We start from the raw sequence: 20,735 nt of genomic DNA, 5'->3' as shown, positions 1-20,735 counted from the left end.
TTAGGGAGTAAGCATGGCTGTTTCTATTTTTTTACGATTAAATTGGCGATGTAACGCATAAAGTGTTATTAAACCTACGGTTCCTAGTAAGAACCAAGGCAATTCAGGCATATCAAATTGATTACCTAAATCATACATCCATCCACCACCGGTATATCCAATTGCACCACCAAATGCTAAGCCTAATCGGCTAAAGCCCATATAACTACCACGAGCGCGAGGATCTGCAAGTGATGCACTTAATGTTTCGCGAGCAGGCTCTGCGGTAATAGTACCAAGATAGAACAGTCCAATAATCAAGAAAATGCTTTGTAATGAATGGATCATACCAACAGGGAACATGCTGATGCTCATTAAAAATAAGCCCGCCATTAAACGTTGTTCTAATTTAAAGCGTTTCTCACTCCATCGCGCAATAGGATAAAGCAACGTTAAAGAAAGCAGGGCTTCAATGGCATACATCCATTTTACGGCAGTTGGCGTACCCGCAATATCATTGACGATAATAGGAAACATCAACATGACTTGAACGGATAATACAAAATAACCCGTCAACGTTAAGACATAACTGACAAAGCGTTTATCAAGAAATACGCGTTTTAACCCTTCTTTAATTGGTGTTCGGGTTGTGGATATACGGTAAGCGGGTAATAACCAAGCATTAAATAAGGCGGCGATAACAAAAACACCAGCACCGACCCAGCAGACTAAATGAAAATCATACTGTAATAACCAGCTACCAATGAGTGCACCAATAACGGCACCGGCGCTATCTTGCATTAATAATAAAGAGTAAAAACGACCGCGTTCATAAGGACGGGTTAATTTGATAACTAGCGCTGTGCGAGGTGGATCAAATAAAGTCCCACCTAATGCAGATAAAATGCAAGATAACCAAAGTATCCAAGGTTGATCTGCCATTGCCATTAAAGCAAAACCTGAAGCTCGTAATAACATGCCCGTTATTATCATTGGTTTTGCACCAAAACGGTCTGCAATAGCACCACCAAAAATACCAAGGCCTTGTTGTACTAATTGTCTAAGCCCTAAAGCAAAGCCGACAATAACACCAGCCCAACCTAATTGTTCGACGAAACGAATAGAAATAAGCGGAAAAACGACGAAAAAACCTAAGACAACTAACATATTGTCAATTAGGAGGAAGTATTTACCCAAAGTACGGGCTTGTGTTACCAGCGCCATTACTCACCATCAATAAGCAAATAATTTAAATAAAATAAGGGGGGAATGAAATAATTTATTTCTTCGACTATTCTGTCTCTAAATGTGCATAATTCCTAGTAAATTAAAGATGATATTTTTTTATTAAGGTTAGTGGCAGAATAAGAAGAGTTGCTTCAGAATTAGACTTATTTATATCAAAGGATAATGAGATCGTAATGTTTGGTTATCGTGGCGGAATTCCTAAAATTCGTTTTGAAACACAAAGAATGGTAATTCGTTTAGCATATGAGAGAGATGCTGAAAGACTGGCCGATTATTATACATTAAATCGTCGCTTTTTAATTCCGTGGGAACCCGTAAGAGATAAAACACATTACCTACCCTCTGGTTGGGAACACCGCTTACAATATATGAACGAACTGCACCGACAAGAAAGTGCTTTTCATTTTCTGTTATTAACACAAAATGAAGATGAAATTATTGGTGTTGCTAATTACAGCAATGTTATGCGCGGCGCTTTTAATGCCTGTTTTCTGGGGTATTCAGTGGGTGAAAAATGGCAAGGTCAGGGCTATATGTCGGAAGCCTTAACGGAAACACTTCGTTATATGCAACGACAGCAAGGGATGCATCGTATTATGGCGAATTATATGCCTCATAATTTACGCAGTGGAAACCTATTAGCTAAACATGGTTTTGAACGGGAAGGCTACGCTAAAAACTATCTACAAATTAATCAAGAGTGGCGAGATCACGTATTAACTGCATTAACAACGCGAACTTATTTTAAACGTTAATATTGGTCATCATGGAAGAAAAGCACTGTTTATAATTATATTAAAAATGCCTTATTTCAGTGCTTTTAGCCACTCTTTAATGATAATAGAGATATTTAATAGGTCATTAAGTCGGTTTTTTTCAACATATAGTACCAATGTTGAATATGGAAAATAGACTGTGTTAAGCGTGATGATTCCTCTTTTTCAATATAAAACCCATTCTTTTGATACAAATAAAGTGCACCTTGATGATGAATATCGACATACAGTGATAAAAACGCTTTTCTCAGAATATCTTTACTATATTGGGTTATCCAATCAAGTATAGCGTAAGCAATACCATGTCCTTGATATGATGATAAAACGGCAATATGTGCCAAATAAGCCTCATTTTCATTTGGCATATAATCAAATAAAGAAAAGAAAATCTTTTGCTTAATATAATGAGCGATACCAAAACGCCAATAATCCAAGAAAGGTGTTTTAGTAAAGGGATTTGAAATAAAGTCGTTTTCTTTTATCACTAAGCAAAATGTTGCAATTATCTTTCCATCATCAGTGACAACAAATTGTTGGCTATTTTTTTTACATGCTAATGAATTCCAAATAGCCTCTAATTGCCGACGTTGGTTAGGATTAGTGCTATCAATATTAAATGCGTTCAATTTAAAACGAAATGCTTGTGTAAATAATTGAATAATTTCAGGAATATCTGAAGGTTCTGCCACACGAAGCTGATAGTGTTCATTAAGTAATTGCATGATATCGTTACTCTGCAATAATAGGGTTAACTTTTTAGACTGTTTGGTCTAGTTGATTATAGACTAATCAGTCTAATTTATTTTGTCCAGAGATTTTTAATGTTATGAACAAGACTGTTACTGAAAAACAAAAAGCGAAAATGAAGCATATTATTGATGCTGCAATACGTTGCTTTGCTGTAAAAGGTTTTCACTCCACATCAACAGCAGAAATCTGTCATGAAGCAGGTATGAGTCCTGGGAATGTATTTCATTACTTTCCGAATAAGAATTCGATTATTGAGGCGATTGCATTAGAAGATGCACAACTGTTTGACGATATCTTTTGTCGCTATGAAGCCGAAGAAGAGTGTATTCAAGCAATCATCGATTTAATGAAGGAAATTATAGCGCTTTATAATCACCCCGAATATGCGCGCATTAGTATTGAAATTTTTGCTGAAGCATCGCGTAATGCGAGCATTCACGAGATTTTTATTGAAAATGAAAGAAACAACAAACAGCGTTTGATTACGATGCTGAAAAACGGTATTAAAAAAGGGCAGATAGACTCAACACTTGAGCCAGAGGAAATTGCAACATGGCTGTTAGTCATCGCAGATGGCTCTATGGGAAGAAATATTATCGATCCTGAATTTAATGAGGGTGAGGATCACGTTATGTTGGAATCGATGTTGAGAAAAATGCTTACAAAGCCATAAATAGCTATTTTTTAATCGCTTGGATTAGTCGAAGATAAGCAGAGTCAGCATATTCTTAGCTAATTGAAGATTGATTTTTCGATGTTAGAGACGGAGTATAGTCCCTTTCTTTTTATTCCATTCAACAAAAATTAGAATGACTTTATGAATTTACTTAAATCACTTGCTGCGGTGAGTTCTATGACCTTATTTTCACGGGTACTGGGATTTATTCGTGATGCAATTATTGCGCGTATTTTTGGCGCAGGTATGGCAACAGATGCCTTTTTTGTTGCTTTTAAATTGCCAAACTTATTGCGGCGTATTTTTGCAGAAGGGGCATTTTCTCAAGCATTTGTTCCGATCTTGGCAGAATATAAAAATCAGCAAGGTGAGGAGGCAACGCGTACCTTTATTGCTTACGTTTCGGGTATGCTGACGCTTATTTTAGCCGTGGTCACCGTGATTGGTATTATTGCTGCGCCTTGGGTGATTTATGTTACAGCACCGGGTTTTAGTAGTTCACCTGATAAATTTCAATTAACGACCGATTTATTACGGATCACCTTTCCTTATATTTTTCTTATTTCACTGGCTTCATTGACGGGCTCTATTTTAAATACTTGGAATCGTTTTTCAGTACCCGCTTTTGCACCAACGCTACTCAATGTCAGCATGATCTTTTTTGCTTTAGTGGTCGCACCTTATTGTAATCCTCCTATTATGGCATTGGCGTGGGCGGTTGTTGCTGGGGGAATATTACAACTGGGTTATCAATTACCGCATTTGAAAAAAATCGGTATGCTTGTTTTGCCGCGTATTTCATTTAAAAATAGCGGTGTTTGGCGTGTGATGAAACTGATGGGGCCTGCTATTTTAGGGGTTTCGGTTAGCCAAATATCGTTAATTATCAATACTATTTTTGCTTCCTTCTTAGTCTCTGGTTCAGTTTCTTGGATGTATTACGCAGATCGTTTGATGGAACTACCGACCGGGGTATTAGGCGTTGCATTAGGTACAATCTTACTTCCTTCATTATCTAAGAGTTTTGCCAGTGGTAATACTGAAGAATATAGAAAATTAATGGATTGGGGATTAAGACTGTGCTTCTTATTAGCACTGCCTTGTACTATTGGTTTAGCGGTATTATCTGGGCCTTTAACCGCGTCTTTATTCCAGTATGGTAATTTCAATGCTCATGATGCACTAATGACACAACAAGCGCTAATCGCTTACTGTGTTGGGTTAATGGGACTGATTATCATAAAAATCTTAGCACCAGGTTTTTATTCTCGTCAGGATATTAAAACACCAGTAAAAATTGCGATTGCGACATTAATTCTCACACAATTAATGAACCTTGCATTCATTGGTAGCTTGAAACATGTGGGGCTTGCACTTTCAATAGGTATTGCGGCTTGTTTTAATGCCTCTATGTTGTTTTGGCAGATCCGTAAGAAAAATATCTATCAACCTTTGGCTGGCTGGCCAGTGTTCTTATTAAAACTTGTTATTGCGCTTGCCGTAATGGGGGCTGTATTAGTTGGAATGTTGTGGATCATGCCAAGTTGGGATACCGGCAATATGCTAATGCGCATCTTACGCTTGTTGTTAGTTGTAGTAGCTGGAGCAGGAAGTTATTTTGTTGCGCTGTATGCACTAGGGTTTAGACCTCGCCATTTCTCACTACGTGCTTTATAACTGATAACATGGACTCCTCGCTTTTGTATAAAAGCGAGGAGTTGCAAAATTAACAATATTTTTATCAATGTAATTCTCTTCATTTAGATCCTTTCTCTATTTTTAGACTATTTATAATGCTATATAGATCACACTTCTCGCATTTAGTTACGCGGATCTGGCTACCCTTAGAAAGAAAAAAGAGTGAGAAAAAAAGCAAAAATCTTTTTTCTCACTCTTTTTTTATTAAATTTTTTTTCCAATTTCTAAATGATTTATACAGTTTTTCGGCATCTGAAAGTATTTTTTAATCGTTATTGATAAGTTTATCTAAACGTTAATCATATCGAATATCTTTAGACAATTTGTTTACTAACAGTGGGATTCTACATAAAGTAAAAAAATAGACACTATATTCTAAGCACTTACGGTTTGACGAATTATCTTTTTTTAGATAAACTCTCTTATGTCGAATAGGTTTAAAAATTGACACATCTGTTAAATATTTCTTACTTAATGATGAGATATTGCAAATATTTCAAAATATTGCAGTATATTTTAAAACATTTAATTTTTTTGATTTAAGACATATTATTATTTCTTTATTCAGGTAGATTAACCGTGACTGTAAAGTTATTTGCTTGTTATCGTTCAGTACTACTGAAAGTGATCATATCTATTTTGTCTGCGCTTCAAATAGGTAACACGATTGCTGGGGATAAGCAGTAAACAATAAGTCGCGTGAATAATGAAATTAATGCTAAATCTATTATTAATAGATAATTAGATTACTGAAAATTCAGTATGGTACACTAATTATTATTTTCATTTATCCGCCGTTGTTTTCTGTTTTTCCCTCTCTTTTCTATACCTTCTCAATATTTCTTATTTTTTTATTAATAGCTCAATAACTCAAATATTTCTCTATTTATTCGTTATACTCAAAGCAGTTATAAATCATTAGGTATTTCTAGTTTAAAGACCACTAAATAATCACTGCGTGATTTTTGGTAAAAATAAAAATAAGAGTGTCAAGGAGCTACTATGAAAAAAGCAATTATCATTTCTGTATCATTAGCTACGTTATTTCTTGCAGGTTGTACTGCTGACGGAAAAATTAATACCTCAAGACTCACTCCAGTTAACTGTATTGGCGTATTCGACAAAACTAATGAGAAGCTTGCTTTCACCGCTAAAGACGTCAATGACCGCTTATATAGCCCTAGTAAGCCAATAGACAGTGTCGATGGTTGGATTGAGGCAAAAGATATTAGAGGGCTATTGTGTCAGGATGTTATAACTGCTAACGAAGATTAATGATTAAATAGCATTGGAAGTTTATTAAGCCATTGTTTGTAGTGTTTTTTAGCTATCTTGAATTAAAATTTAACGCATAATAAAAAAACCGATGGTTAATACCATCGGTTTTTTTATCACTACTATTTGAAAATAGAGATGAATTACATTCTATCTACTGTTTCAATACCTAAAGTATCCAAACCTTGTTTTAAGGTTCTTGCGGTTAAACGAGCTAGTTTTAGACGACTTTGGCGAGTGTTTTCATCTTCAGCAGATAAGATAGGGCAGTTTTCATAAAAGCCAGAGAAAGCTTGTGCCAGATCGTAAAGATAAGAACACATAACGTGAGGTGTTCCTTCACGAGAAACTTGCATAATCGTCTCATCAAACTGGACTAAACGTAATGCAAGCTGTCTTTCATGAGATTGGGTTAGTGCGATAGGTTGAGTTAACGCATTTTCATCAATTTCTGCACGTTTGAAGATTGAAGCAACACGAGTATAAGCATATTGCATATAAGGTGCTGTGTTACCTTCAAAACTTAACATCAGATCCCAATCAAAGATGTAATCTGTAGTACGGTTTTTAGATAAATCAGCGTATTTAACAGCACCAATGCCCACAACGCGAGCAACGTTATTTAATTCGTCTTTATCCATATCTGGATTTTTTTCAGCGATTAATGCGCGGGCTCTTTCTTGAGCTTCGTCCAGCAAGTCGGTTAAACGAATAGTGCCACCAGAACGAGTTTTAAACGGACGACCATCTTTACCTAACATCATACCGAACATATGGTGTTCGAGTGACATTGAATCAGGGATGTAGCCTGCTTTACGAACGATTGTCCAAGCTTGCATTAAATGCTGGTGCTGACGAGAGTCGATATAATAAAGCACACGGTCAGCATGTAATGTTTCGTGACGGTATTTTGCACAAGCAATATCTGTCGTTGTATATAGGTAGCCACCGTCTTTTTTCTGAACGATAACACCCATAGGTTCGCCTTCCTTGTTTTTATATTCATCAAGGAAAACAACCGTTGCGCCTTCACTTTCTACTGCAAGACCTTTTGCTTTTAAATCGGCAACAATACCTGCCAACATTGGGTTATAAAGACTTTCACCCATAATGTCGTCTTCGGTTAATGTGACGTTAAGGCGTTGATAAGTCACTTGGTTTTGTTGCATGGTGATATCAACTAATTTACGCCACATTGTACGGCAGTATTCATCACCACTTTGTAATTTCACAACGTAATTACGGGCACGCTCTGCGAATACTTCATCTTCATCATAGTGTTTTTTCGCTTCACGATAGAACTCTTCGAGATCAGATAACGCCATATCTGCCGCATTTTCATTCTGTTTTTTCTCTAAATACGCAATCAACATACCAAATTGCGTACCCCAATCACCAAGGTGATTAGCACGAATAACATTATGACCTAAGAAAGATAAAGTACGCGCACTTGCATCACCAATAATGGTTGAGCGTAAGTGACCAACGTGCATCTGTTTTGCAACGTTCGGAGATGAATAGTCGATAACAATAGTTTGAGGTTCAACAGGTGTTACGTTTAGATGTTCATCTGCTAATGCGTCTTCAGCTTGCTTTGCAACCCATTGTGGAGATAAAAAGATATTGATAAAACCTGGACCTGCGATTTCAACTTTATCTGCAACATCTGTAATATCGAGCTTTTCTAGGATCTTTTCTGCGAGTTGTCGGGGTGGGATCCCCATTTTTTTTGCAGCTCCCATGACACCATTTGCCTGATAGTCACCAAATTGTACTTTGGCTGACTGACGGACAAGAGGTTCGCTATCAGCGGGTGCGCCAGCAGCACACATTGCCACACTGATTTTTTCTGAAAGAAAAGCCTGAATATTCACCGGGTTACCTTAAATTATTGAGAAAATAAAACCTGACGACAAAAGTCTGACAGGTTTCTTATAAAGAATTAGGATTAACCTTGAATTTATAACATATTCCGGCTAGAACATGCTACCATCTAGGTCTTATCTTTAAGGTTTTTTCTCTGTTTTTTCATTAAGGTTATTCAAAATGGTGTTATTTTCTTCAATTCCTCAATTAAATGATTTAACTCACGAGCTTTCTTTGTTTGAAGAAAATATGACACTATTTGCCGATAGTTTGGGCATAGATTTATCCATCTATCACACTGATCACGTATCGTTACGTTGTCACGATTTAGCATTAGCGGAGCAGTGGCGAACGGGATTAAGCCAGTGTGGAAAGTGTATTTCTGATAATGTGATTAATGGGCGCCCAATATATCTATTTCAATTAGAAATACCGCTAACTATTCTAAATCAATCTGTTTCGATTGTTGAATTGCCTTTTCCCACGAATAAAAAATATGAATACCAAGGTTGGGAGCATATTGAGCAAGTGATCTCCGTTGCCCCCGCTTTTTTAGTGGATAAAGTGATGTCTTTTTTACCCCAAACGTTACCTGAGAGTGTTAGCTTAAAAATCAGCGAACCTAAAGGTGAGAAAGAACGTTTACCCAATCCAACGGTGGCTATTTCTAATGGAAAAGTCACAGTGAAGTATCATCCTTATTCGTTACTTGAAATCGTTGAAAGTGAGTGTTGATCGACACTTTCAGAAAATAGTTTGCTTGTGTCAGCACAAAATTCTGATGGCAGAATTGAATGAATTACAAGATTCGACAACTATTGTTAGTAATCGCTAAGAAATGATATTTATTTTCTGATTACTTTCTTTATTAAGGATGGAGAGGGATGATATGGCTACATTGGAGATTTGTTGTTTTGGCGCTGAATGTGCGTTGGTAGCAGAACGAGCAGGCGCAGACAGAATAGAGCTGTGCACGAGTCCAGCAGAAGGTGGTATTACACCAAGCTTTGGAATGCTACGACAAGTCAGGGATCTGGTTCGTATTCCCGTTCATCCTATCGTTCGCCCGCGTGGTGGTGATTTTTGTTATACACAAGCTGATTTTTCAGCAATGAAAAATGATATTAGTTTGATCCGTGATATGGGATTTTCAGGTGCCGTTGTTGGTCTTTTAAATGAAGAAGGGCATATTGATTTGCCTAAAATGGAAATTTTAATGGAGCTTGCAGGTCCATTAGCCATTACTTTTCATCGTGCTTTTGATATGTGTATTAATCCATTATTAGCGTTAGAACAACTAACTCAGCTAGGTGTTGCTCGTATTTTAACCTCAGGACAGCAGGCGAATGCAGAATTAGGTTTGCCATTATTACGCACGTTAAATGAAAAAACACAAGGCCCTATAATTATGGCGGGCGCTGGTGTAAGACTCAGCAATATCCAAAAATTCCTAGATGCAGGATTGAAAGAAATTCATAGCTCAGCAGGAAAAGTGGCACCTTCAACCATGATTTATCGAAAAGCGGGTGTAACTATGAGCTCTGATAGTGAGGTTGATGAGTTTACGCATTACTGTGTGGATGAAGATACAGTTGAAGCGATGAAAGATATTATGAGTATTTATGCGCCATTAGCATCTTGATTGATACGGATTAAATATTTTAAAACAGCGCCTTTCATGGCGCAGTTTTTTTATATAAGTTCGCCTAATAACAGCGTATGTGTAATACCACAGCGTTCAACAAAGGCTTCATCATGCGAAACCAGTAACAATGTGCCTTGATATTCAACAAGTAGATTTTCCAATAGTTGCCTGGATTCGATATCAAGGTGATTATCTGGCTCATCAAGTAATAATACTGCTGGTGGTTTTGGGCTGTGTGTTAAAGCCAATAACGTTGCTTTTAATTGCTCGCCACCACTGAGTTTTTCAAGTGGTAGTAAAGATTTATCACCTCTAATTCTCAACATTCCAAGACGCGTTCGCCATTGCTCGACAGAAATCGCGGATTGATATTGGTGTAGTGCTTGTGCAACTGGCAATGTTTTATCAAGTAAAGCAAGATGTTGGTCAAGGTAACAATAGTCTTTGTTGAGACGAAACTCACCAGAAAGTGGTACAAATTGCTCGATCAAGCATTTTAGTAATGTTGATTTTCCACAGCCATTTTTACCTTTAATATGCCAATGTTCATTGCCGTAAGCTGAAAATGAAATAGGGTGCTGATAACCATATGGAAGTTGAAGATTATTAACAAATACTTTTAAACGATGGCCATCACTTTGATAATTCAATACCATTTTTTGCTGATGAACATGTGCTTTTTCCTCATCGATACCTTGCTTTTGAGATTGCATATCATCAATTACGCGTTGATGCCGTTTTGCTACGGCAGATTGGCGTTGTTCTGCTCTGTTTTTTTGCATATCCAGTAAAAGTAGGCACTGAGAGCCACTTTGCCTAATTGATTCACCTTGTCGTTTCCGTTGCGCTGTTTTTTGTAATGTTGCTTGTTGCTGGCGTTTCTCATTTTTTATTTGGCTGTTTAGTCGATCACTTGCGGCTTCCAATGATGTTATTTCCGCACTTTTTTGTGCCTCATATAATGTATAATTTCCACCATATTCAGATAAGCCTTTCTCACTTAATTCAATAATAGTATCGGCATACGAGAGCAGGTTTCGATTGTGGCTAACAATAAGAGAGCCCGCTTTATGCTGAGCTAATTGTTTTATTAGCCATTGTTGTCCTTGATAATCAAGGTGGTTATCTGGCTCATCTAACAGCAGAAAACTCTCTTCACATAAAAAAGCGCGACAAAGTGCTAAACGTGTTTGTTCTCCACCACTTAGATGCGCAATAGGGGTATCTAACGCGACTGGAAGTTGTGCCGAATCTAATAAATTCTGCCACATGACAGGGAGTTGCCATTTGCCATCGAGTAACTCAATATCTTCTAATGTGGCAATACCGGCATCAACACGTTGGAATGCTTGATAAATTTCATGAATATCTAACGCTTGAGCAAGTGTATCACCCTGTAATCGCGTTAATTGATCAACGTGAACAAAAGGCATATTCCAATTAATTTGACCTGAAGTCGGTAATATTTTTTGTGCTAATAATCTTAATAGTACAGACTTTCCTTTACCGTTATGGCCAATTAATGCATTTTGCTGACAAGTCAGTGAGCGAGTTAATGGTGGAAAAAGAGCTTGTTGATTAAATTCGATAGTAAGTTGTGAAAAATGACAGGCTATTGTCATCATCGACCTCCTAAGAGAAATAGGTGGCAGACAGCCGAGATCTTTTTTCTAGATGCGACGAAATAAATTATTGTCTGCCAGTAACAGAAAATGAATACCGAAAAGGTATTTGAAATAATTTTCTGGCAGAATTTAGTTCATCGTAGGGAAGTGCCTTCTTAAAAAGAGAAATAATTGGAGTGATAACGCGCGTATTTAAACATGAATAAAGATAAACAACAAGCGCCGAATAAGGTTATCTTTGTGTGGTTCTTATTTTATGTGCTTTTATTCTAAACATTATACGTTTATAAATCGATGATATATTAATATAGGCAATGCAAGCTAAAGGAATACCGTAGAATAATGTGCCGTAAGCCATACCAATATGTGGAACATTAAAATAATCGCTGTGCTGTGGAATTAAATAGAGATAGTTAATTTCATTTAAATATTGGGGCGTTAATCCACCGTAAGGGACTAGAAACTTAAAAATCATGACAGAAAAAAGGCACAGCATAAAATTTAAAACTAATAGTGCAGAATAGAATAAATTCTTTCCCATTTCTTCTTTAGTTTTCACTTGATAACCACTGATAATTCGATTAGCAACAATTACAGCATAAAGCCAAATAATCAGGTTTTCATCACCCATAATCATACTATTGATAATAAGAGCGAATATCCCATAAAAAGGAATAAGAGCAAAAACAAGCTTAGTACGAGCAAATGCAGCCATAAAAACACCTGAATGCACGAGAATAAATTCAAATAAAAATAAAACGGTTAGATTATAAATTGTTTGAACTGAGAAATGTTCAGGAAACCACCAAACGGTAATAATAAAAGCGATATATAAAAGCTGTGTGGCATAGTCAAATAATGAAAAAAAGAGTTGTACCCCTTGTTGTAATGGCGTTAGTGGAGGGCGTTTTGCTGATGTGGTTTCTATAAAGGACGAAAAAATAGGATCATCATATTGCTGACGCTTATTTTTTTGCAAAAGAGCGTGTTGTTTTTTTTGTGTTATTTCCTTTTGGGTAGCAACTTTGCTCTTTGGTGTCTTTGCCATAATTTTCTTTAATCGTTCATCTGCAAATAAGGGGCGTATAAAGTGTCTTTAATAAAAAACAAGATGAATATTATGAAAGAAAGGGATATTTAATAACTTGATACCCCTTTAAATTTAGATAAAAAATTAAGGCTTAGTGGCAATTAATATGGCACGTTTTGGTGCGGGATAACCTTCAACAGTTTTTGTTTTATCATCAGCATCTAAAAAAGCATCTAATGAATCTGTTACCATCCAATCTGTTTTACGTTGCTCATCAAGTGATGTCGTATTTTCATCAACAATACGCACATCTTTAAAACCACATTTTTCTAGCCAAACCTTTAGCATTTTTGCAGATGGAATAAAGTACACGTTACGCATTTGTGCATAACGCTCACCAGGGATCAGGCATTGAAATTCATCACCATCAACAACAAGGCTTTCTAACACTAATTCGCCACCAGAAACTAATTGGTTTTTTAATTGCCATAAATGATCAAGTGGTGAACGGCGATGATAAAGTACACCCATTGAGAATACAGTATCGAAGGCATTTAATTCTGGCATTTGCTCAATACCAACAGGAATTAAATGTGCGCGTTGGTCATTACCTAATAATTTTCTGACAGCTTCAAATTGGCATAAGAAAAGTTGAGTAGGATCGATCCCTACAACAAATTCTGCGCCTTCACCTAACATCCGCCACATATGATAGCCACTGCCACAACCAACATCTAATACTAAACGGCCTTCAAGCGGTGAAAGATGGGGTAAAACACGATCCCATTTCCAATCAGAGCGCCATTCTGTATCGATATTGACGCCATAAAGTGAAAATGGACCTTTACGCCACGGCATTAAATTTTTTAAAACATTACTTAATCCTAGTTGCTCGCCAGCACTTAATGCTGGAGTGTGTTGAGCTATCACACCATTTTTCAAATCAATCTCAGTAGGCGTAATTTCTGGCAAACCATCGAGCATTCTTTCCCAAGAAGAAAAGTGACCGTGTAACGCATTTGATCGCCATTCTGATAATTGAGCCGGTAATGTATCTAACCAATGAAATAAGCGCTCATCTTGCGCAATAAGTTGATAAAACGAGCCAAAATTAATCATTAATTATTGCCTTTAATCGCTAAAAGAGAGCCGAAATTAAAACATTGGAACCAAACTTCTGCATGTGGAAAACCTGCATTATGTAAGCGAGCTTTATGCGTTTCAACAGAATCGGTCAGCATAACATTTTCTAACATGCTACGTTTTTGGCTAATTTCTAATTCGCTGTAACCGTTAGCACGTTTGAAATCATGGTGCATATTAAACAACAACTCACCAATTTCTTTATCTTCAAAACTGAATTTTTCAGAAAGCACTAACACGCCACCGGGATTAAGACCTTGGTAAATTCGGTTTAATAATATTTGGCGATCGTTCGGCGCTAAGAATTGTAAGGTGAAATTAAGCACTACCATTGAGGCATTATTAATTTCGATATCAAGAATATCACCTTCAATAATATCAACGGGTGTATCTGCTTTATAGGCATCAATATGGCGCTGACAGCGTTCTATCATGGCAGGTGAATTATCAACACCAATAATTTTACAGCCAGCAGCATCAATATTACGACGCATGGAAAGGGTTGCTGCACCTAAAGAACAGCCTAAATCATAGACTTGGCTGTTGGGCGTAACAAAGCGACCTGCAAGCATACCAATCATGGAGATGATATTAGAATAACCTGGTACTGAGCGTTTTATCATATCAGGAAACACTTCAGCGACTTTTTCATCAAAGCGCCAGTCACCAAGGTTAGCAATAGGTGTCGCAAATAAGCTGTCTTGTTGTGATGATTTTGAATTCGACATAACTAAAATAGATTTAAGGAATAAAAGAAGCAAGCATTCTACCAGAAGCGACGGTGCTCACAAAGTTGCATTATTTAGAAAGAAATTGGAAAAAATAAATAAACCTTTTTGATACCTTGCCGTTATTAGACACAACAGCAAGGATGTCGGTTTTGATCATGGATGATCATGTTATTCCCGCGAGGACTTAGTAATAAAAGGAAAAGATTTGTATCCAAGGAAGGAAATAAATATTAGCAATGATCATCAATGCCATCGATAAATAAGTGGCTGCCATACCTGAACGGCGCCAGCGAAGTTCACGGTGTTTTAATCCATAAGAGTGTAAAAAGCGACCTGCGATTAAAATTGAGCCACAGATGTGCACCATCCAAACAAAAGCACCATTCATTTCCATGACCAGTAATAAGATCATGGAAATCGGAATATATTCTACCGCATTGCCGTGAACACGGATGGCTGTTTGTAATTCATAAAAGCCACCATCGCCATAAGCAACCCGATATTGTGTTCTGAGTTTTACGACATTGAGGGACAATTTAATCAATAATAGTGCGCCCAGTACGATGTAAAGCGAGCTAACCATCTTTTCTCCATTGCCAAAGCCAAAAAACGGCGAATTTAATGATAAACCTCAAAGCGACTTCTGTCGCTATAAATAATTATTATTAATTAATTGTTTGGGGATTAGCAAATCCTTGAAAAGATGTATCATATAAACTAGGTCTATACTCTTATCTCCAGGAAGAATTTTCGTTATAATGTCTGCCTTTTTTTTGACACTACTCGAAAAAGACTATTGCCAAAATTTCCGCAGCAGAAAGCACAACAAGCTGAGTAAAAGGATATTGTATGCGTACTAATTATTGTGGGCAGTTGAATAGCGCCCATGTGGGCCAAAAAGTGACTCTTTGTGGTTGGGTTAACCGTCGCCGTGACTTAGGTGGACTTATCTTTATTGATATGCGAGATCGCGAAGGTATTGTTCAAGTCTTCTTTGACCCAGAGCAGAAAGAGGCATTTTCTCAGGCTTCAGAACTGCGTAATGAATTTTGTATTCAAGTCACAGGAACAGTACGCGCTCGTCCTGATAGCCAAGTTAATAAAAATATGGCAACAGGTGAAATTGAGTTAGCGGCAGAATCTCTGTCTATTTTTAACCGTTCAGAGCCATTACCGTTAGATAGCAATCAAACAAATACCGAAGAGCGTCGTTTAACATATCGTTATTTAGACCTGCGTCGCCCTGAAATGTCAGATCGCTTAAAAACCCGTGCTAAAATCACAAGCTTTGTTCGCCGTTTTATGGATGGTGAAGGTTTCCTTGATGTTGAAACCCCTATGCTGACTAAAGCGACACCTGAAGGTGCGCGTGACTATTTAGTGCCAAGTCGTGTACATAAAGGTAAATTCTACGCATTACCACAATCACCACAGCTTTTTAAACAGCTGTTAATGATGTCTGGCTTTGATCGTTACTATCAAATCGTAAAATGCTTCCGCGATGAAGACTTACGTGCTGACCGTCAGCCTGAATTTACCCAGATCGATGTTGAAACCTCTTTCATGAGTGCAGATCAAGTGCGCGAAGTGATGGAGCGTATGATCCATGCATTATGGTTAGATATTCTTAATGTCGATTTAGGTGCGTTCCCAGTAATGACTTTTGCTGAAGCAATGCGTCGTTATGGTTCAGACAAACCAGATTTACGTAACCCAATGGAACTTAAAGACATCGCTGATTTAGTCAAAGATGTTGAGTTTAGCGTATTTGCACAAGCTGCCAACGATGAAAAATGTCGTGTTATCGCATTGCGTGTACCGGGTGGTGCAGCATTAACCCGTAAAAATATTGACGAATATACACAGTTTGTTGGTATTTACGGCGCTAAAGGTCTTGCGTGGATGAAAGTCAACGAAAGCGCGAAAGGCATTGAAGGTGTACAAAGCCCTATCGCTAAATTCCTGACTAACGATGTTGTTAATGCTATTTTGGAAACAACAGGCGCAACAGATGGCGATTTAATCTTCTTTGGCGCGGGTCGTAAAGGCACAATGAGTGATGCGATGGGCGCTCTGCGTCTAAAAGTCGGTCGTGATCTTGAACTGACTGATTTAAATGCATGGAAACCATTGTGGGTCATCGACTTCCCAATGTTTGAAGAAGATGAAGAAACCGGTAGCTTAAGTGCGATGCACCATCCATTTACTTCACCAAAAGACTTATCACCAGCTGAATTGACTGCACATCCAGTAGGTGCTGTGGCAAATGCTTATGATATGGTGATTAATGGTTATGAAGTGGGTGGCGGTTCAGTGCGTATTCACCGTAATGAAATGCAGCAAGCGGTATTTAGCATTTTAGGTATTACACCGAATGAGCAACAAGAGAAATTTGGTTTCTTATTAGATGCACTTAAATTTGGTACTCCACCACATGCAGGTTTAGCATTTGGTTTAGACCGTTTAGTGATGTTGTTAACAGGTACTGATAACATCCGTGATGTTATTGCTTTCCCTAAAACAACAGCCGCTGCGTGTTTAATGACTAATGCACCAAGCTTTGCTAATGAAGATTCTTTAAAAGAGTTAGCGATTGCCGTCACTCAAAAAGAAGTTAGCGAAGATAAAGAGTAAATGATGAAATATAAGCGCCCGATATCCGTTTTAGTTGTTATTTATGCAAAAAAGACCAAACGGGTGCTTATGCTAAAGCGTCGAGATGATCCTGATTTCTGGCAATCTGTGACTGGCAGTTTAGAAGAGGGTGAAACGCCTTTTCAAACAGCGTTGCGCGAAGTGCAAGAAGAAGTTGGAATTGATATCATAAAAGAAAATCTTGAGCTGGTGGATTGCCATCGCTCAATTCTTTTTGAAATTTTTGCACATTTTCGGCATCGTTATGCACCAGATGTTACTCACTGTCAGGAACATTGGTTTACGTTAGCACTGCCCGCAGAGCGAGATATTGTGCTAACTGAGCATTCGCAATACCAATGGTTAGACGCGTCACTGGCGGCAAAATTAACAAAATCCACCAGTAATCAGCAAGCGATTGAAGAATTTGTTATTTAATGATTAGACCACGTTTGGAGATATTTCATGGCAGGTCATAGTAAATGGGCCAATACAAAACACCGTAAAGCAGCGCAAGATGCGAAACGCGGTAAAATTTTCACTAAAATCATCCGTGAACTAGTTACAGCAGCACGTTTAGGTGGTGGTGATCCTGCAACTAACCCGCGTTTACGTGCGGCAGTTGATAAAGCATTATCGAACAACATGACTCGTGACACCTTAAATCGTGCAATTGCACGTGGTGTGGGTAATGATGAAAACGATAATATGGAAACCATCATTTATGAAGGCTATGGCCCAGCAGGCACTGCTGTGATGGTTGAATGCTTAAGTGATAATCGTAACCGTACTGTTTCCGATGTTCGCCATGCATTTACCAAAACAGGTGGTAACTTAGGAACTGATGGTTCTGTATCTTATCTGTTTACCAAAAAAGGTGTAATTTCATACGCACCAGGTGTTGATGAAGATGCCGTTATGGAAGCTGCGTTAGAAGCAGGTGCTGACGACGTTGAAACCTTTGATGATGGCGCTATTGATGTTTACACCACACCAGAATCTTTTGGTGAAGTAAAAGATGCAATGGATGCAGCAGGTTTTGTTGCTGAATCAGCAGAAGTTTCAATGATCCCATCGACTAAAGCTGAATTAGATATTGAAACAGCACCAAAGTTAATGCGTCTTATCGATATGTTAGAAGACAGTGATGACGTGCAAGAAGTATATCACAACGGTGATATCTCAGACGAAGTTGCAAAACAACTGGAAGATATCCTGTAATCGTTCTAACGATTATCGAAAATAACGGTGTTTAACGCTGTTATTAAAAGTGCGAAGAGAAGAGCAGAGCAGATTTTTTTGCTCTTTTCTCTCGCCATCGACCATATCGGCAACAGGAATTGATATGGCTATCATTCTAGGTATAGACCCTGGTTCGCGTGTTACAGGCTATGGCGTAATTCGACAGCAAGGGCGTCAACTTATCTATTTGGGAAGCGGTTGTATTCGTACACAAGTTCTCGATCTCCCCAATCGACTTAAGCGCATTTATGCTGGTGTTAGCGAAATTATTACTCAATTTTCGCCGGATGTGTTTGCCGTTGAACAAGTGTTTATGGCTAAAAATGCTGACTCTGCATTAAAACTGGGGCAAGCGCGAGGTGTTGCAATACTCGCAGCAGTAAACAATGATTTACCTGTTTTTGAATATGCAGCTCGCCAAGTTAAACAAACCGTTGTGGGTACGGGTGCCGCTGAAAAAAGCCAAGTACAACATATGGTGCGCTCAATACTAAAACTATCTGCGGCACCGCAATCAGATGCTGCTGATGCCTTGGCGATTGCTATCACGCATTGTCATTTTAACCAAAATTTATTACGTGTGGGCGATCCTCGATTAGTGTTAACGCGAGGTCGGTTAAGATAAGTTGTTATCTTGGTAAATGTCTTTGGTTTTTTACAGGCTGGATATACGTCCAGCTTTTTTTATGTTATAAACTTGACGTAATTATATTTGCGGAGGCGTTAGGGTGATAGGTCGTATCAGAGGAATTATTCTTGAAAAACAGCCACCAGTGGTGCTGATCGAGGCAGGTAATGGTGTGGGTTATGAAATCAATATGCCAATGACCTGTTTTTATGAATTGCCTGATATTGGTCAAGAAGCCATTATCTACACGCAATTTATCGTACGTGAAGATGCTCAATTACTTTATGGTTTTAACCAAAAACAAGAGCGCGCACTCTTTCGTGAATTAATTAAAGTGAATGGTGTAGGGCCTAAACTCGCATTAGCCATTCTATCTGGCATGTCTGCTCGCCAATTTGTCACCGCGATTGAAAATGAATCTATCACTTCACTAGTGAAATTACCGGGTGTAGGTAAGAAAACAGCTGAGCGTTTAGTTGTTGAAATGAAAGATCGCTTTAAAGGTCTTAATGGTGACTTATTCGAAAATAGTGATATCGAATTACCAGAAAGTACTTCACCTAAAGCACCAAAAGCGGCAGATATTGAAGCCGAAGCCTCTGCCGCATTAATCGCATTAGGCTATAAACCACAAGAAGCTGCAAAAATGATCAGCAAAGTGGCAAAACTGGGTACAGATAGCGAGACGCTTATCAAAGAAGCGTTGCGCGCGGCTATTTAGGAGTAACACATTGTGATTGAAGCAGATCGCCTGATTTCAGCAGAAATTCAACAACCTGAAGAAGAAATTATTGATAGGGCGATACGTCCTAAATCTCTTGCCGAATATGTTGGGCAACCGCAAGTTCGTGAACAAATGGAGATTTTTATTCAGGCGGCTAAATTGCGTCATGATGCGCTCGATCATTTGCTTATCTTTGGACCTCCTGGATTAGGTAAAACCACATTGGCAAATATCATTGCTAATGAAATGGGGGTTAATTTACGCACGACATCAGGTCCTGTGCTTGAAAAAGCGGGTGATCTAGCTGCAATGCTAACTAATCTTGAGCCTCACGACGTATTATTCATTGATGAAATTCATCGTCTTTCACCCGTTGTTGAAGAAATTCTTTATCCAGCAATGGAAGATTATCAACTTGATATCATGATTGGTGAAGGACCTGCGGCTCGTTCAATTAAAATTGACCTACCTCCATTTACTTTAGTGGGTGCAACAACAAGAGCGGGCTCTTTAACATCTCCATTGCGTGACCGTTTTGGTATTGTTCAGCGTCTTGAGTTTTATAATGTTGACGATCTTCAACACATTGTTTCTCGTAGTGCCAGTTTTATGGGACTAGAGATGACAGATGAAGGTGCTCGTCAAATTGCTATGCGTTCGCGAGGCACACCGCGTATTACTAACCGATTATTACGTCGTGTAAGAGACTTTGCCCAAGTAAAGGGCAATGGTGCCATTGATGAAGAGATTGCTTCTAAAGCGCTTGATATGTTGAATGTGGATGCGGCAGGCTTTGATTATTTAGATCGTAAACTCCTTTTTGCCATCATTGATAAATTTATGGGTGGCCCCGTAGGATTAGATAACCTTGCGGCAGCTATTGGTGAAGAGCGTGAAACTATAGAAGATGTATTAGAGCCTTATTTGATTCAGCAAGGTTTTATTCAGCGCACACCACGAGGCCGTGTTGCCACTAATCATGCCTACCGTCATTTTAATCGAATTATGGAAGATTAATTTCTTATCATCATTAGAAAATAGATAAAAAATACCCCTCGGTGAAAT

Annotated in this window: 20 protein-coding genes; 12 read left to right on the top strand and 8 right to left on the bottom strand. The window is 38.1% G+C overall.

Annotated features, from left to right (window positions below; all coding sequences use genetic code 11):
* A complete protein-coding gene (gene mdtH, locus ACWPWK_RS01455) occupies positions 1-1,203 on the bottom strand; it encodes a multidrug efflux MFS transporter MdtH (RefSeq protein WP_109372221.1) in 1,203 nt (400 codons plus the stop codon).
* Positions 1,204-1,400: 197 nt separating this feature from the next.
* Between mdtH and rimJ the strand changes: the two genes are divergently transcribed.
* Entirely contained in the window at positions 1,401-1,982 is a 582-nt protein-coding gene (gene rimJ, locus ACWPWK_RS01450) for a ribosomal protein S5-alanine N-acetyltransferase (RefSeq protein ID WP_109372222.1), read from the top strand.
* 95 nt (positions 1,983-2,077) lie between these two features.
* Here the strand turns inward: rimJ and ACWPWK_RS01445 are convergent, their stop codons facing one another.
* A complete protein-coding gene (locus tag ACWPWK_RS01445) occupies positions 2,078-2,725 on the bottom strand; it encodes a GNAT family N-acetyltransferase (protein ID WP_109372223.1) in 648 nt (215 codons plus the stop codon).
* Positions 2,726-2,829: 104 nt separating this feature from the next.
* On the opposite strand from ACWPWK_RS01445, the gene ACWPWK_RS01440 reads away from it, so the two are divergent.
* The 3 genes from ACWPWK_RS01440 to ACWPWK_RS01430 all read left to right on the top strand — a co-directional run bounded on the left by ACWPWK_RS01440 (position 2,830) and on the right by ACWPWK_RS01430 (position 6,402).
* Positions 2,830-3,426, top strand: coding sequence for a TetR/AcrR family transcriptional regulator (locus ACWPWK_RS01440; RefSeq protein ID WP_109372224.1), 597 nt, complete (start codon positions 2,830-2,832; stop codon positions 3,424-3,426).
* 144 nt (positions 3,427-3,570) lie between these two features.
* The gene (gene murJ / locus ACWPWK_RS01435) at positions 3,571-5,106 is read left to right on the top strand and encodes a murein biosynthesis integral membrane protein MurJ (RefSeq protein WP_109372225.1); all 1,536 of its coding nucleotides are present in this window, start codon (positions 3,571-3,573) and stop codon (positions 5,104-5,106) included.
* A 1,023-nt stretch (positions 5,107-6,129) separates the two neighbouring features.
* Positions 6,130-6,402 carry a hypothetical protein gene (locus ACWPWK_RS01430; RefSeq protein ID WP_109372226.1) on the top strand — a complete coding sequence of 91 codons (273 nt, stop codon included), beginning with the start codon at positions 6,130-6,132 and terminating at the stop codon, positions 6,400-6,402.
* Positions 6,403-6,545: 143 nt separating this feature from the next.
* Here the strand turns inward: ACWPWK_RS01430 and argS are convergent, their stop codons facing one another.
* Positions 6,546-8,276: an arginine--tRNA ligase gene (gene argS / locus ACWPWK_RS01425; protein ID WP_109372227.1), complete on the bottom strand. Its 1,731-nt coding sequence runs from the start codon at positions 8,274-8,276 to the stop codon at positions 6,546-6,548.
* A 172-nt stretch (positions 8,277-8,448) separates the two neighbouring features.
* On the opposite strand from argS, the gene ACWPWK_RS01420 reads away from it, so the two are divergent.
* Both ACWPWK_RS01420 and cutC read left to right on the top strand, forming a co-directional pair.
* Positions 8,449-9,003: a VOC family protein gene (locus tag ACWPWK_RS01420; protein ID WP_109372228.1), complete on the top strand. Its 555-nt coding sequence runs from the start codon at positions 8,449-8,451 to the stop codon at positions 9,001-9,003.
* Positions 9,004-9,157: 154 nt separating this feature from the next.
* Positions 9,158-9,910, top strand: a complete 753-nt coding sequence (gene cutC, locus ACWPWK_RS01415) for a copper homeostasis protein CutC (protein WP_109372229.1) — start codon at positions 9,158-9,160, stop codon at positions 9,908-9,910.
* A 50-nt stretch (positions 9,911-9,960) separates the two neighbouring features.
* Here the strand turns inward: cutC and ACWPWK_RS01410 are convergent, their stop codons facing one another.
* The 5 genes from ACWPWK_RS01410 to ACWPWK_RS01390 form a co-directional block, all read right to left on the bottom strand.
* Positions 9,961-11,535: an ATP-binding cassette domain-containing protein gene (locus ACWPWK_RS01410; protein WP_109372230.1), complete on the bottom strand. Its 1,575-nt coding sequence runs from the start codon at positions 11,533-11,535 to the stop codon at positions 9,961-9,963.
* A 235-nt stretch (positions 11,536-11,770) separates the two neighbouring features.
* On the bottom strand, positions 11,771-12,586 hold the full coding sequence (locus tag ACWPWK_RS01405; RefSeq protein WP_109372231.1) for a hypothetical protein: 816 nt from the start codon (positions 12,584-12,586) through the stop codon (positions 11,771-11,773).
* Positions 12,587-12,712: 126 nt separating this feature from the next.
* Positions 12,713-13,687, bottom strand: a complete 975-nt coding sequence (gene cmoB / locus ACWPWK_RS01400; RefSeq protein WP_109372232.1) for a tRNA 5-methoxyuridine(34)/uridine 5-oxyacetic acid(34) synthase CmoB — start codon at positions 13,685-13,687, stop codon at positions 12,713-12,715.
* On the bottom strand, positions 13,687-14,439 hold the full coding sequence (gene cmoA, locus ACWPWK_RS01395) for a carboxy-S-adenosyl-L-methionine synthase CmoA (protein ID WP_109372342.1): 753 nt from the start codon (positions 14,437-14,439) through the stop codon (positions 13,687-13,689). The genes cmoB and cmoA overlap by 1 nt, the downstream gene beginning before the upstream one ends.
* Positions 14,440-14,626: 187 nt before the next feature.
* On the bottom strand, positions 14,627-15,025 hold the full coding sequence (locus ACWPWK_RS01390; protein WP_109372233.1) for an MAPEG family protein: 399 nt from the start codon (positions 15,023-15,025) through the stop codon (positions 14,627-14,629).
* Between the two features lie 266 nt (positions 15,026-15,291).
* Here ACWPWK_RS01390 and aspS point away from each other — a divergent pair, with 266 nt between their 5' ends.
* The 6 genes from aspS to ruvB all read left to right on the top strand — a co-directional run bounded on the left by aspS (position 15,292) and on the right by ruvB (position 20,687).
* Positions 15,292-17,076 carry an aspartate--tRNA ligase gene (gene aspS / locus ACWPWK_RS01385; RefSeq protein WP_109372234.1) on the top strand — a complete coding sequence of 595 codons (1,785 nt, stop codon included), beginning with the start codon at positions 15,292-15,294 and terminating at the stop codon, positions 17,074-17,076.
* Positions 17,077-17,079: 3 nt separating this feature from the next.
* Positions 17,080-17,514 (top strand): dihydroneopterin triphosphate diphosphatase, encoded by a 435-nt coding sequence (gene nudB, locus ACWPWK_RS01380; RefSeq protein WP_162558360.1) that lies wholly within the window; start codon positions 17,080-17,082, stop codon positions 17,512-17,514.
* 27 nt (positions 17,515-17,541) lie between these two features.
* Positions 17,542-18,297: a YebC/PmpR family DNA-binding transcriptional regulator gene (locus tag ACWPWK_RS01375; RefSeq protein ID WP_023582074.1), complete on the top strand. Its 756-nt coding sequence runs from the start codon at positions 17,542-17,544 to the stop codon at positions 18,295-18,297.
* 124 nt (positions 18,298-18,421) lie between these two features.
* The gene (gene ruvC / locus ACWPWK_RS01370) at positions 18,422-18,943 is read left to right on the top strand and encodes a crossover junction endodeoxyribonuclease RuvC (RefSeq protein WP_109372236.1); all 522 of its coding nucleotides are present in this window, start codon (positions 18,422-18,424) and stop codon (positions 18,941-18,943) included.
* A 103-nt stretch (positions 18,944-19,046) separates the two neighbouring features.
* Positions 19,047-19,667, top strand: coding sequence for a Holliday junction branch migration protein RuvA (gene ruvA / locus ACWPWK_RS01365; RefSeq protein ID WP_075671063.1), 621 nt, complete (start codon positions 19,047-19,049; stop codon positions 19,665-19,667).
* A 12-nt stretch (positions 19,668-19,679) separates the two neighbouring features.
* Positions 19,680-20,687, top strand: a complete 1,008-nt coding sequence (ruvB, locus tag ACWPWK_RS01360; protein WP_099075472.1) for a Holliday junction branch migration DNA helicase RuvB — start codon at positions 19,680-19,682, stop codon at positions 20,685-20,687.
* The last annotated feature ends 48 nt before the right edge of the window (positions 20,688-20,735 follow it).

It is taken from the genome of Proteus sp. Marseille-Q3619, assembly GCF_965283115.1.
The sequence above is the reverse complement of the archived record's forward strand: the minus strand, read 5'-3'. Positions and strand labels throughout refer to the sequence as shown.